Source organism: Miniphocaeibacter sp. (assembly GCF_049276255.1).
Taxonomy (GTDB): domain Bacteria; phylum Bacillota; class Clostridia; order Tissierellales; family Peptoniphilaceae; genus Miniphocaeibacter.
On the sequence record NZ_JBASWB010000054.1, the window covers coordinates 91,832 to 106,040 of the forward strand.

A 14,209-nucleotide genomic window follows, 5' to 3' on the forward strand; every position below is an offset into this window, starting at 1 on the left:
TGTATGAAAAAGGATAAAAAAACATTTAAGGATTTAGCTATTTTAATTGCCTTTGTCTTAATAGTTATTGTTATAGCTGAAGGTATTGGTAAACAAACAATAGTGCTGGGAAAAGTTACAATTAGCATTTTACCTTTGGTTTTTGCAGTTACTATAGCTATGATTTTAGGTATTCCTAAAATAAGAAAGGGTATACTAAAAAAAATATACACCAATAATAATATAGAATTTTCAAGTAAATATTTACTTTTTATTATGTTGCCTCTAATGGCTCGATACGGTGCAGATGTTGCTCCTCAAATTAGAGAAATATTAAAATTAGGCTGGGTATTTTTACTACAGGAATTAGGAAATCTAGGTACTGTAGTCTTAGGACTTCCCGTTGCCATCCTACTAGGCCTTAGAAGAGAAGCAATTGGCTCTACATTAGGACTGGGAAGGGAAGGGGAGTTAGCCTATATTTCTGAAAAATATACACTAGACTCACCAGAAGGCAGAGGAGTATTAACATTATACTTAATAGGAACTATTTTTGGTTCTATCTTCTTTAGTATATTTGCTCCAGTACTACTATCCCTTAATTTTGACTATAGGGCCTTAGCTATGAGTTCCGGTGTTGGATCTGCAAGTATGATGGCTGCTTCATCTTCAGCTTTAGTTGCTGTTTTACCTGATAATGCTGAAGTTATTCGTTCTTATGCAGCTGCCAGTCAATTACTAACAAGTTTTTTAGGTACATATACAATGGTATTTTTAGCAGTACCTCTTCAACGTAAAATGTATAATTTCCTAACTAGAAATAAGGGGGATAAATAATGACAAAAAAAGAATATATAAAAGCGGGAACAATTTTAATATTAAGTGCTTGCTTAATATTGTTTACCCAATGGATAAAGTTACTTTTCAAAAAAGATGCTACTCCTATTACTAGTCAAACCTTTATAGGTTTGGGAGTTTTATGGTTATTTTCTTTCTTAGGAGTTATAATTTCCAATTTAGTAAAAAAGACAAATATAAAAATATTAGCGGATTTCCCTATTTTAGGTTGGGTTTCTGTAGTTTCTTTTATATGTTGTTTAATATCCGACTTTTTTGTTAACGCTATTAACGGTGTAGATTTTCTTTCTATAACAACACCTATATTGGCTTTTGCCGGTGTTTCAGTAGCCAACAGTTTAAAGGATCTTTCTAAATCCTCTTGGAAAATAGCTATAGTTGCTGTTTTTGTATTTATAGGTACCTATTTAGGCTCAGCTATTCTAGCTCAAATCGGATTACTTATATCCGGAAGTTAAAATAAATATTTGTTTTTTAAACTCCAACATAAAATAGTTGGAGTTTTTTTATTAATAATGATTTTAAAGTTACAAACAAAAAAATATTGACTTCATCTATAAAATAATATAGAGTAAAAATCAGTAGCATTGTTAAATATTTGTTTTATTTAAAGAAAGGATTGTAATGGAAAAGAAAAAAGAAGTTAAGCTAGGATTGTTAATAGTATTTTCTATTTTATTTGTTATAAGTTTAGTAGAATCTATTTATTTTGTTTTTTCTACTAGTCAATTTAATCAAATGATTTTTTATATTGTAGCCCTAATACTTACCGGACTAGGTTTAATTTATGGAATTTATAGTATTAGAATACTTAAAAAAAGTAAGACTACAAAATTAGTTCCATCAAAGGATTTTGCAGAATCTGTAGTACTGGCTATATTCTGTTTATATATTGTTGTTGAAAAAAGTCACAAACTCGTCTTTGAGAAATTTGATACCTTTGATTATGTAATCTATGTTCTATTAATACTGGCCTTTGTTGCCTTTACAATATCTCTAATTTTATCCTATATTGAAAAAAGAAAAAAATCATAGTTAATTTAAAAAATGGATATGCATGGCATATCCATTTTCTTTTATTCTACTAAACCAATAGCATCTTCTACATTCATTACAAAGATAATTCCCTTTCCTGGTTTATCTATTTCTAAATCTTCTTTTATTCTACCTACAATTGTATTTGTTTTACTGGATTCAACAAGCATAAATACTATTTCTTTCTCAGGCTCTATTACTATATTAAATAATGAACCTTTTTCATGTATACCTGAACCTCGTCCATGTATTACCGTTGCACCTCTTGCTCCGGATTTTTCTGCAGATTCTATTACATCATCAGCATTTCCTCTTTCTACTATTACAAATACTGCTTCGTAATCCATTTTTTCACTCCTATTAGTAATATTAGCTATATTTTCTTCACAAACATTTCCCATTACATCTTTTAAAAGTATATTGAAAGCAATTCCCTTATTTGGTTTTTCAAAATGAAAAACTTCTTTTAATAGATTAAAAAGTTTATCCGCTAAATCATTTGGTATTACCATCATTAGAATTTCTTTTTTTATTTCGTATAATTCTAATAAATGTAATAGTCCACCACTTGCTGTTCCTGTACCATAAACTATGGTTCCACCTTTTACTCCTATTTTTTTTGATTCTTCTAATATTTTACTAGCTTTTCCCTTATCTACTACTACGAAAAAGGCACTATATGAAATATCTTTATTGTACACTTTCTACACCCTCTTTCTTGGTTTTGAATTTAAATAATAAACCTAGTATCATTATTGCTATTATTGGTACCATGGCAACCATGGCTATTACTCCAAAACCATCTCTTAAAACATCTGCTGTAGGTATCATATCAGCTGCTCCTTGAGTAAATGCTAGAACAAAAGTTGCAGTCATTGGTCCTGACGCTACTCCTCCTGAGTCAAAGGCTATACCTACAAATAATGGAGGAACAAAAAAACTAAGTATTATAGCTATTATAAACCCTGGAACTAAAATCATCCAAATTTTTAATTCAGGAATTATTATTCTTAATGTAGATAAAAATACCGCTAAGGATACTCCTATAGATAAGGTAGCTAGTATAAGCTTTCTAGGAATATAACCTGTTGTTACTTCTTCTACTTGATTTGATAATACATATACTGCCGGTTCTGCTAATACAACAACCATTCCTATAACAAGTCCTAGTAAAGGAAATATTAAAACATTGTCTAGTCCTGCTACTTTTGATCCTATAAGCCTTGCAACATCTAAAAATCCTGCATTAACACCTGTTAAAAAGAGAACCAAACCTAGGTAGGTGTATATCATTCCTATCATAATTCTAAGAAATTCTCTTTTTCTTAATTTAAAAATTACAAAATTAAAGACTATAAATAACAATGTAATAGGTAGAAGTGCTACTAGGGACTCTAGGAAAGTACTTCCTAAAATCTCTACAATAGGTCCAAAAATCCCCCTGGTAGGTTCAAAAACCTCAGCTGTACCTTGAATTTTATCAGCACCAAAAACCAAACTCATTATCATAACTGCAAGAATAGGTCCTGCTGATGCCATTCCTACTAAACCAAAGCTGTCCTCTTCCCCTGCATTTGAACCTTTGAGTTTTGAAACCCCTAAACCCATGGCTAAAATGAAGGGAGTTGTCATAGCTCCTGTTGTTGCTCCTGATGCATCAAAAGCAATTGCTTGGAATTCTTCAGATACAAAGGCAAATATTAAAAATATTACTCCATATATTACTGCAAATGCCCTACTGAACTTTACATTAAATAATATTCTTAAAAATCCTGCTGCTACTAAAACTCCTACTCCAACAGATACAACTCCAACTATTAGGTTTGGAGCTATTGCTCCACCCATTGCCGATGAAACTTGATTTGCTAAAATCAATAGGTCCGGTTCTGCTACTGTTATTAAAAAACCTAGAACGAAACCTATTATGAATACCTTTTTTATACTCTTTGATTTAGCAACATACTCTCCCATTAAAGTACCTATAGCTGAAATACCAATTTCCGCACCCCATAAAAAAACAGCTAAACCTATAATTATTATAAATGCTCCTAACAAAAACCTTAAAAATAAATCCATTTCTACCGGTGCCACTGTAAAATTCAAAACAACAACTATTAATGTAATTGGTAGTACAGAAAAAGAAACCTCTTTGAATTTATCTAATAAAACTTTCATTTGTCACCCTCTCTCTATATTAATTTTGAATATAAAATCTAATGTAGATATTGTTTTTAATTACAAATTTAGACATAATGAATTTTATATTTTAAATTACTTTTATAAGTTAATAGATATAAAAAAATTTAAAACCCACTATAATAAATAATATAAAAAACACTTCAATTATAAGTATTTAAGATTGCTTATGAACATAAATTATTTTCCGAAATAATGAAATAAAAACCACTCTAAGATATAAGATTAAAAATTAACTGGAAATCCTTTAATTAAAACTAAGAATTTAAACTTTAAATAGCTCTATACTAATAATATTTTATTTAATAACTACCTACTTTACTAATAAATTTAATATTGTAAAGTAGCAAAATATTTTTTTAAATATATATTTATGTCACAGGCAATAAAAATAATAAAACCTATAAATTTGTCTGCCTAAACCCTTATTACATCACCTACTTAATTTTTATTCTTGTATAATATTGTATCATAAAGATTTTTTTAAAAAAAATATTATGTATTTTATTTTTCATAATATTTGATAATACTACTATAAATTAGTTTTTTAGATAATTTTTTAAGATTTTTAATAAATTTCATTGACTTATATTTTCTCTAATGATAAATTTATATTATATAGCTAATTTAGGAGGATTTATGAAAAAATCAAAATTAAGTTTAATTATTTTACTAGTATTTTCTTTATTTTTAGTATCCTGTAATCAAAAAGATACAAATAAAGAAACAGGTGCAGTTACTACAAACAGTAGTGAAGAAGCGGGAACTTTAGATTTTGAAGGAAGAACCTTAAATGTTGTTACTACTTCAGATGCATATGTAGATTTATTTAATAAATTTGCAAAGGAAACAAACTCTAAAGTTGAATTTTTGTCTATGTCCAGTGGAGAAGTTTTAGCAAAAGTAAGAGCTGAAGGTGGTACACCAATGGCTGATTTGTGGTTTGGTGGCGGTCTTGATGCCTTTATGGACGCTAAAGATGACGGACTATTAGAAGCTCATAATTCAGAACTAACTAAGGAAGTTGACAGTAATTACAAGGATCCTGAAGGATATTGGTACTCAAAGGGCCTTACTGTTGTAGGATTTTTAGTTAATAACGATGTTATGGAAGAAAAGAATATAGAAATTCCTAAAACTTGGGCAGATTTAACTAATGAAAAACTAAAAGGTGAAGTTATTATGAGTGACCCTTCTATTTCAGGAACAAATTATGCAGCCCTTAAAGGACTACTTGATTTATTTGGAGAAGAAGAAGGATGGGAATATATTGAAAAACTAAATAACAATATAGACTTTTATGGTAAAAGAGGAAAAGATCCTCAAGAAAAAACTTCCGAAGGAGAATTTGCTGTTGGAATAATTCCTGCAGATAAGTCAGCTTTTGACCTAGCAGAAGAAAATAATTTAACAGTTGTTTATCCTGAAGATGGTATTCCTTGGGTTCCGGAAGGAGTAGCTGTATTTAAGGGAAGTGAAAACGCCGATATTGCTAAAGCTTTTATAGATTTTATGTTAGAGGATGAAAATTTAGAAGAATTAGCTAAATTAGACGGAAAAGATTCAGCTCAAATAATAAAACCTGGAATTAAAGGCTTTGACTTAGGTTTACCTGCTGATAAATTAATTAAAGAAGATTTATCAACTTTTGGCTCTGATAGAGAAGCTATTTTAAATAAATGGAAAGAAATTGCTGGAAGTAAGGCAAGTAATGACTAACTAATAAGATGGCTTTTGCCATCTTATTTTTTTGGAGAATATATGTTTAATAAAAAACTATTTAATAAAACCTTAGATAAATTTCTTATGTTAACAATTTCAATTGTGGTAATTTTATTTATTTTATATCCTTTTATAGCCGTTTTTATTGAATCTTTATTTGAAAATGGAAGTATAAATTTATCTAAACTTTTTAACTTTATTATTACTGAAAAAAAATTAATATATAATTCCTTACTTATGGCTACATTAACAGCAGTTTTAACAACTACTGTAACTGTGGCAATAGCAATTTATTGGTTTATATCGGGGAATAAACTAAAGAAAATAATAAATGGTACCTTGTTTTTAACCCTAATATCGCCACCATTTATTTCTTCTTTGTCCTATATAAATCTCTTTGGAAGAAGAGGGTTTATTACCTATGAATTGTTGCACTTAAGAATTAATCCCTATGGTTTACCGGGAATTGTATTTATGCAAAGTGTTGGTTTTATATCCCTTAATACCTTAATTTTAATTGGTATTTTAAAAACCATGGACTCTTCAACAATTAATAGTGCAAGGTCCCTAGGTGCAAAAACGAATAATATTATAACCGATATTGTTATACCCTATTTAAAGTCCGGAATAGTAGTTGTTTTTATGCTGACTTTTATTAGAAGCTTAGCCGACTTTTCCACACCGGCAATAATAGGTGGTTCCTATAATGTTTTAGCTACAGAAGCCTACTTAAGTATTATTTCTGCAGGGGATATAAATAGATCTGCCTTAGTAAATTTAATCCTATTTTCAATTGCAATAATTATATTTATTATTTTTAGAAACAATTTTAAAAATATTTCCACCAATAGTTTTTCCAATGGAGATAATAATATAGTAATTAACAAAAGTGGCTTAATCTTTAATATTTTTAAAATAATTACAATTCTATTTTTAGGAATACTAATAATACAATATAGCTCAATTTTTATTTCTGCCTTTACTAAATCCATAGGTGGAAAAAAACACTTTACTTTAGAACATTTTATTAATAGTAAGCAGTATTTTACAAGGACCTATATAAGAAGTATCGTTTATTCCTTAATAGCCGGTATTACAAGTAGTTTTCTTGGTTTATTCATAGTATATTATATGCAAATAAGAAAATTAAAGTTCTTTAAATTCATAGACTTTATTGCAACACTACCCTATATAGTACCTGGAACTTTCTTTGGAATAGGATATATTTTAGCCTTTAATAAAGCTCCCTTGAAGTTAACAGGAACAGTCTACATAGTAGTACTTAATTTGATTTTTAAGGTACTTCCCTTTGCAACTAAAACCAATTTAACTACAGTTTCTCAAATTAACAAGGAACTTACTAATTCCGTTAAGGATTTAGGTGGTTTTGGACTATATGATTTTAAAGATGTAGTTCTTCCAATGGCAAAGGAAAGTTTGTTTTTAACTTTTGTTAACGGATTTACATCATCGATGACAACAATTGGCTCTATTATATTTTTAGTTTATCCTGCACAAAAACTTATAACCTTAGTTTTATTTGATGTAGTTCAAAGTGGTAAATATGGAGTAGCTTCGGTTTTATCCTGTTTAATTATCCTAACCTGTCTGTTAATAAATGGACTTTATTATAAAATAATTTCCAAAAAGGAGAAATAATGTTTTTAAAAATCGAAAATTTAAATAAGAGTTATGGCAAAAATACCATACTAAAGGATTTTAATTTAGAAATAAATAAAAATGAATTAATATGTTTACTTGGCCCTAGTGGTTGTGGAAAAACCACCGTATTAAATTGTATTGGTGGCTTTATTAAAATCAACAGTGGAAGTATAATTTTAGACAATAAAAATATTACAAATCTCTTTCCTGAGGACAGGGAGGTTTCTACTGTCTTTCAGTCCTATGGACTATTTCCTCATATGACTGTAATTGAAAATATAAAATATGGGCTTAAATTTAAAAATATAGCTAAAAAGCAAGCCTATTCAATGGCTATTAATATGATGGAATTGGTAAAATTACATGGATATGAAAACAAAAAAATAAATGAATTAAGTGGTGGTGAAAGACAAAGAGTAGCCCTAGCTAGAAGTTTAGTAGTAGAGCCTAAATTACTGCTTTTAGATGAGCCTCTTTCAAATTTAGACGCACTACTAAGAGTTGAACTTCGTTCAGAAATAAAAAGAATCCATAATGAGTTAAGCCTAACAACAATTTTTGTAACTCATGACCAGGAGGAAGCCTTTTCCATTGCCGACAGAATAATATTAATGGACAAGGGAAAAATTGCCGATATGGGCACAGCTGAAGATATTTATTTTAAACCAAATAATCTATTTACCTTAAACTTTATTGGAACATCTAATATAATAGATAAAAATGGTTCAAAATATTATATTCGTCCTGAAAAAATAAGAATAGAAAAACCTACAGAGCAATCTAATGCTATAATTTTGGAAAAATATTTTACAGGTCAAATTATTAATTACAAGGTAAAGGACAATAGAGGAAACTTATTAAAAATTACCACCTTAAATAATACGGACTTTAAAATAGGCGACAATGTCTACATAGACTATAAGTTAAACATAATAAATTAAGGAGATTTTATGAAAATTCTGCATATTATAGCTCAACTTCCCTCTAAAACTGGAAGTGGAGTTTACTTTTCAAACCTAATAAAAGAATTAAATAAAAACAATGAAAACTATGCTATTTATGGTCATCAAGACTGTATTGAATACGATTTTGATATTATAGCTGATGAAAATAAATTTCCAATCCACTTTAATAATGGCAAACTGGGTTTTCATATTGTTGGAATGAGCGATGTAATGCCATATAATAGCACTTGTTACAAGGATATGACCCCTAAAATGCTTAATACATGGCTTAATAATTTTAAAGTTCAAATATTAAATGCCTATAATGAAATTAAACCGGATATAATAATTTGTCATCATCTTTGGATATTAACTTCCTTAACCTTGGATTTATTAAGGGATAGATGTGACAAAATAGTTGGTATTTGCCATGGTACAGATATTAGACAGGCTTTACAAAATCCTAGACTTAAAAATAGATATGTGAAAAATTTAAATAGGTTAGACAAGGTCTTTGCCTTAAGTGAAAATCAAGTTCCTGAAATAGTAAGTACCTATAATATTGACGAAGATAAAATCTATGTTTCCGGTGGTGGATACAATCAGGACTATTTTTATAAGGATGAGAAACTTCGCTACGATGAAAACAATCAATTTATAAATGTAGTTTACGCTGGAAAAATTGCTAATGCAAAAGGTGTATTTGAACTTATTGACGCCTATAAACAACTGAATTATGGAAAAAATATAATACTAAATATAATAGGAACTCCCCAAGGGGAAAATATTAATAGAATTCACGAAAAACTAAAGGGAACGGAAAATATAAAACTATTTAATGCAAAAAACCAAAAATCTTTAGCCCATCTTTTTAGGTATTCTAGTATTTTTGTACTTCCTTCCTATTATGAAGGACTTGGCCTTGTTGCTATTGAAGCCTTGGCTAGTGGAATGTATATAGTTTCTACAAAACTAGATGCACTAATGGAAGTTTTAGGAGATGATGTTAATAATTCCAAGGCTATAGAATATGTTGACCTTCCAAGACTTAAAAATGTAGACACACCATATGAAAAAGATATTCCGGAATTTATAAATAGACTGGCAAAGGCTATAGACCTACAGGTTCAAAGGGTTAAAAACAAAGAAAGAATTTCAGATGAAGTTTTAAATTCCGTTGCTAAACATTCATGGAAAAATATTGCAAATGAAATATTTGATGAAATTACAAGAGAAAACTATGGAGAATTAAATGAATACGGAAAGCTTAATCTTGAAAATGCATAAGAACAAAAATGAAGAAAATAGTATTCCTATGGAAAAATATATGTTAAATAAATTTAAATTCCTAGGCATAAAATCCCCGGAAAGACGTGAAATTTCTAAAGAGTATTTAAAAAAACTAAGAAGGGAAGAATTTTCCTGGACTATTTTCAACTCCCTTTGGGTGCAGGAAGAAAGGGAATTTCAATATCTTGCTATAGATTATTTAAAACTTAAGAAGAAGGAGTTATCGGATACTGATTTACCAACAATAAAAAACTATATAGTCGATAAGGCCTGGTGGGATTCTGTTGACAATTTTTATAGTATATTAAGTGAAATTGGACTTAATTATAAGATTAATAGTAAAATGATCTCCTGGTCAGTAGACGAAAATATTTGGATTAGAAGAATTTCAATAATTCATCAACTTCATAGGAAAGAAAAGACCAATACAAAGTTATTAGAAGAAATATTAAAGAATAATTTCGGCTCCAATGAGTTTTTTATTAATAAGGCAATTGGCTGGGCCTTAAGGGATTATAGTAAAACCAATGTTAAATGGGTTAAAAATTTTATTGAAGATAATAAAAGTTTTCTGGATAAGCTAAGTATAAAAGAAGCTTCTAAATATTTGTAATAAGCTCTCTTTTTTGTGCATAAAAAGAGCAGACTATATTTTTTGTTTTTCCTATAATAATTATAAAAAGAGGTAAATAATGGAATGGATAAATAATCTAAATATGGCAATAGACTATATTGAAGATAATATTACAGAAGAAATAAACTATGAAAAACTTGCAAAAATAGCCTGTTGTTCTACATATCATTTTCAAAGGATGTTTGGGTATATGGCAGGTGTTTCCTTGGCTGAATATATTAGAAGAAGGCGTATGTCCTTGGCTGCTGTAGATTTATTAAATAGTAATGAGAAAATCATAGACATAGGATTAAAATACGGCTACACATCTCCAACGGCATTTAATAGAGCCTTTCAAAATATACATGGAATAAGTCCAACAAAGGCAAGAAAACATGATACTTCTATAAAATCCTATCCACCTATAAGTTTTAAAATGACTATTAAAGGGGTAGAGGAAATGAATTATCGAATTGAAGAAAAAACAGAATTTCGTATTGTAGGAATATCAGAAAAATTACATAAAAATATAGAGGAGAACTTTAAAATAGTTCCTAAAATGTGGGAAGAGGCTTCTACAAATGGAACTATTTCAACACTAGTATCTCTAATGAACGAAGAACCAAGGGGAATGTTAGGAGTTTCTGCCTGTAATAATGACCAAGAATGGAGATACTTTATAGCTGTTTCCAGTTCAAAACCTATTGGAAATAATTTTAAAGAATATATTGTCCCTTCTTTTACTTGGGCTATTTTCTCAGGCTCCGGTACAGGACAGTCCATTCAAGAATTAGAAGAGAGAATTATTACAGAGTGGTTTCCAACTTCCGGCTATGAATATGCCAATGGCCCGGATATAGAGGTTTATATAAATCCGGACCCAAATAATGCCAAATATGAAGTTTGGATTCCTGTTATAAAAAAGTAATAAATTAAAAAAGATGGGTTGTCTACATAACTCATCTTTTTTTAATAATTTTTGATATCTTTATATTTTATTATTTATCCCTCTTTATTTATCTGCTTCCATTCTTCTTCCAATATACTCATTTCCCAAAGGTTCCAATACTCATTTCCATTTTTTAAAGAATCCCTTATTAAACCATCTTTTTTAAAACCTATATTTTCATAACATTTTAGAGCAGATTTGTTAAAATCAAAAACTCCAAGGCTTGCCTTATGAAGATTTAAATCATTAAAAACAACCTTTAAAACTTCCTTTATTGCCTTTTGCCCAAAGCCTTTTCCTCTGAATTCTTCATCTCCTATTAAAACTGCTCCTATTCTTGCAACCCTATTATTTTTATCTATATTTAAAATGGCAATATGGCCTATTGTCTTATTAATATTTTTATTCCTAATTTTAAATACCAATTTATTTGAACTTTCATAATTTGCATCTTTAATATATTTTTCTAACTGCTCCTTTGTTAATGGATATTTAAAGGTATTGCCACTCCACTGAAGTAAAAACTCCCTAGAGTCTATCAAATTAATTAACTGTTGGAAGTCGGTTTTTTCAAAGTATTTTAACTCAATCATCTATTATCTCCCTTAAAATGTATAGAAACATATTATCTTTATTTTTAAACAAGCATATCTCCTATATTGCTAAGTAAGGCCAATACTGTATAATTATAATAGATTATACCATAGTGGTATTAATAATATTAATAGGTAATTTAAGGAGAAATAATGAAAAAATCTTTTTTAAATAATGAAAAATTATTAGAAGTTATTAAAGAATATCCTACTCCTTTTCATATTTATAGTGAAAAAGGAATAAGAGATAATATAAGAAATTTATATAAGGCCTTTTCTTGGAATAAGGGCTTTAAAGAATATTTTGCTGTAAAGGCTACTCCTACTCCGGAAATATTAAAAATCATGAAAGAAGAAGGCTGTGGACTTGACTGTTCCAGTATGGCAGAATTAATTTTAGCTGAAAAAACAGGTTTTAAGGAAGATAACATTATGTTTTCTTCTAATGCAACACCTTACGAGGAATATGTAAAAGCAAGGGAACTAAAGGCTATTATTAACTTAGATGACTTCTCCCATATTTCCTATTTAGAAAAACATGCCGGTCTTCCAAATACCATTTGTTGTAGATATAATCCCGGTGAATTTAAAATACATAATAATATAATGGATAATCCAAAAGATGCTAAGTATGGCTTTACAAAAGAGCAACTGAAAAAAGGATTTCTACTACTTAAGGAAAAAGGCGTAAAAAACTTTGGCTTACATGCCTTTCTCACCAGTAATACCCTAGGAAATGAGTATTATCCGGCCCTTGCAGCAATGCTTTTTGAAACTGCTGTTTGGCTAAAAAAGGAAACAGGCATTTCCCTATCCTTTATAAATCTTTCCGGTGGTATTGGTATACCATATAAACCTGAGGAAGAGGCTAATAATATTTTTACAATTGGTGAAATGGTCAAAAATGAATATAATAGAATTTTAAAACCCTATAATCTTGATAATATTTCTATTTTTACAGAGCTTGGTAGATATATTACAGGGCCTAATGGTCAATTAATTACCAGGGTAATTCATAAAAAAGAAACCTACAAAAACTATATTGGTTTAGATGCTTCAGCAGCTAATTTAATTCGACCTGCCATGTATGGAGCCTACCATCATATAAGCATTTCCGGTAAGGAAAACCTGACTAATACCAATTTATATGATATTACCGGCTCCTTATGTGAAAATAACGATAAGTTTGCCATTAATAGAAAGATGCCGGAAATTAATATTGGAGATGTCTTAATAATTCATGACACCGGAGCCCACGGTCATTCTATGGGATATAATTACAATGGCAAACTACGTTCTGCAGAACTACTTTTACAAGAAAATGGAGATGTAAAGTTAATAAGAAGGGCCGAAACCTTAGATGATTATTTTGCTACAATAAAAGATTTTTTCTAGTACAAAAAAGAATATAAAAGAGATATTTCTCTTTTATATTCTATAATAGTGAAAACAGGTATTTTTCTATTAATGGTATTGTTATAACTGACAATAAGGTACTCATAAATACAGCTATGGAAGCTGAACGAATACTTTTCTTATATTGTGTAGCAAGCATTACAACCATTGATGCTGCCGGAAATCCTACATTTAATGTTATCATCTTTATTAAGTAATCATCTAGTCCAATTAATCTTGTTATTACAAATACCAGTACTGGTAAAACTACTAATTTAATTAAAGAATATACTAGAATCTTATAGTCCTTAAATAAGTATTTTATTTCTATTGTTGCTAGGGATGAGCCTATCATCAACATAGATAGTGGAATTGTAATATTACCGATTGAAGCAAATATTTCATTTAACACATAGGGAATTTTTATTCCTGTTAAGTATATTACCAAGGCAATAATTGCTGCTAAAAATCCCGGATTTATTAGGCTCTTTAACCCTTTTTTTCCATCTGTTGTTATGTCCTTTGTAAATAAATACATGCCATAGGAAAAAAGTAATATATTAAAGGGTAGGTTCATTATTGTTGAAACAAATATAGCAGAATCCCCTAATAATGATTGAAATACAGGATATCCTAAAAATGCTACATTTCCAAATATCATTACTACTTCATGGACAGGAAGTTCAAATTTATTTAAGGGCATTATTTTTACATATATTCTCGCAAACACTATAAGGGCAATATATGTTATTACTCCTATTGCCATTACTAAAAATATATTTACCGGTATAGGCCCTGATTCACTTGTTGATATAGAGGAAATAATAAGTAATGGAGATGTAATATATAACATTAAGGTAGAAAAGGTCATATTGGAATTTTCATTAATAAATCCAACTTTTCCTGCTATGTATCCAATTATTATTACTCCAAATAATACCAACATGGTACTTTGTAAACTCGACAAATAAAC

The 14,209-nt window shown here is 29.1% G+C and carries 14 protein-coding genes; 10 read left to right on the top strand and 4 right to left on the bottom strand.

Features of this window, described 5'->3' with window-relative positions; genetic code table 11:
* The first annotated feature begins 3 nt into the window (after nt 1–3).
* The 3 genes from WAO56_RS06295 (at nt 4) to WAO56_RS06305 (ending at nt 1,872) form a co-directional block, all read left to right on the top strand.
* On the top strand, nt 4–816 hold the full coding sequence (locus WAO56_RS06295) for a DUF3100 domain-containing protein (protein WP_422143293.1): 813 nt from the start codon (nt 4–6) through the stop codon (nt 814–816).
* Nucleotides 816–1,295, top strand: a complete 480-nt coding sequence (locus tag WAO56_RS06300; protein ID WP_422143292.1) for a hypothetical protein — start codon at nt 816–818, stop codon at nt 1,293–1,295. Before WAO56_RS06295 ends, WAO56_RS06300 begins: the two co-directional genes overlap by 1 nt.
* 166 nt (nt 1,296–1,461) lie before the next feature.
* On the top strand, nt 1,462–1,872 hold the full coding sequence (locus WAO56_RS06305) for a hypothetical protein (protein WP_422143291.1): 411 nt from the start codon (nt 1,462–1,464) through the stop codon (nt 1,870–1,872).
* A gap of 41 nt (nt 1,873–1,913) precedes the next feature.
* Here WAO56_RS06305 and WAO56_RS06310 read toward each other — a convergent pair whose 3' ends face one another.
* On the bottom strand, nt 1,914–2,573 hold the full coding sequence (locus WAO56_RS06310) for a P-II family nitrogen regulator (protein ID WP_422143290.1): 660 nt from the start codon (nt 2,571–2,573) through the stop codon (nt 1,914–1,916).
* A complete protein-coding gene (locus tag WAO56_RS06315; RefSeq protein WP_422143289.1) occupies nt 2,563–4,047 on the bottom strand; it encodes a DUF1538 domain-containing protein in 1,485 nt (494 codons plus the stop codon). The genes WAO56_RS06310 and WAO56_RS06315 overlap by 11 nt, the downstream gene beginning before the upstream one ends.
* A 660-nt stretch (nt 4,048–4,707) precedes the next feature.
* Here WAO56_RS06315 and WAO56_RS06320 point away from each other — a divergent pair.
* From WAO56_RS06320 to WAO56_RS06345, 6 genes are all read left to right on the top strand, one after another.
* Nucleotides 4,708–5,787 carry an ABC transporter substrate-binding protein gene (locus WAO56_RS06320; RefSeq protein ID WP_422143288.1) on the top strand — a complete coding sequence of 360 codons (1,080 nt, stop codon included), beginning with the start codon at nt 4,708–4,710 and terminating at the stop codon, nt 5,785–5,787.
* A 42-nt stretch (nt 5,788–5,829) separates the two neighbouring features.
* A complete protein-coding gene (locus WAO56_RS06325) occupies nt 5,830–7,449 on the top strand; it encodes an ABC transporter permease (RefSeq protein WP_422143287.1) in 1,620 nt (539 codons plus the stop codon).
* Nucleotides 7,449–8,393, top strand: coding sequence for an ABC transporter ATP-binding protein (locus WAO56_RS06330; protein WP_422143286.1), 945 nt, complete (start codon nt 7,449–7,451; stop codon nt 8,391–8,393). The genes WAO56_RS06325 and WAO56_RS06330 overlap by 1 nt, the downstream gene beginning before the upstream one ends.
* 9 nt (nt 8,394–8,402) lie before the next feature.
* Nucleotides 8,403–9,683, top strand: a complete 1,281-nt coding sequence (locus tag WAO56_RS06335) for a glycosyltransferase family 4 protein (RefSeq protein WP_422143285.1) — start codon at nt 8,403–8,405, stop codon at nt 9,681–9,683.
* Entirely contained in the window at nt 9,649–10,299 is a 651-nt protein-coding gene (locus tag WAO56_RS06340) for a DNA alkylation repair protein (protein ID WP_422143283.1), read from the top strand. The genes WAO56_RS06335 and WAO56_RS06340 overlap by 35 nt, the downstream gene beginning before the upstream one ends.
* Before the next feature lie 79 nt (nt 10,300–10,378).
* Entirely contained in the window at nt 10,379–11,227 is an 849-nt protein-coding gene (locus WAO56_RS06345) for an AraC family transcriptional regulator (protein ID WP_422143282.1), read from the top strand.
* 74 nt (nt 11,228–11,301) lie between these two features.
* Here the strand turns inward: WAO56_RS06345 and WAO56_RS06350 are convergent, their stop codons facing one another.
* The gene (locus WAO56_RS06350) at nt 11,302–11,841 is read right to left on the bottom strand and encodes a GNAT family N-acetyltransferase (RefSeq protein ID WP_422143281.1); all 540 of its coding nucleotides are present in this window, start codon (nt 11,839–11,841) and stop codon (nt 11,302–11,304) included.
* Between the two features lie 153 nt (nt 11,842–11,994).
* On the opposite strand from WAO56_RS06350, the gene WAO56_RS06355 reads away from it, so the two are divergent.
* Nucleotides 11,995–13,236: a diaminopimelate decarboxylase family protein gene (locus tag WAO56_RS06355; protein ID WP_422143280.1), complete on the top strand. Its 1,242-nt coding sequence runs from the start codon at nt 11,995–11,997 to the stop codon at nt 13,234–13,236.
* A gap of 40 nt (nt 13,237–13,276) precedes the next feature.
* Here WAO56_RS06355 and WAO56_RS06360 read toward each other — a convergent pair whose 3' ends face one another.
* Nucleotides 13,277–14,203, bottom strand: a complete 927-nt coding sequence (locus tag WAO56_RS06360) for an AEC family transporter (RefSeq protein ID WP_422143279.1) — start codon at nt 14,201–14,203, stop codon at nt 13,277–13,279.
* Nucleotides 14,204–14,209 lie beyond the last annotated feature (6 nt).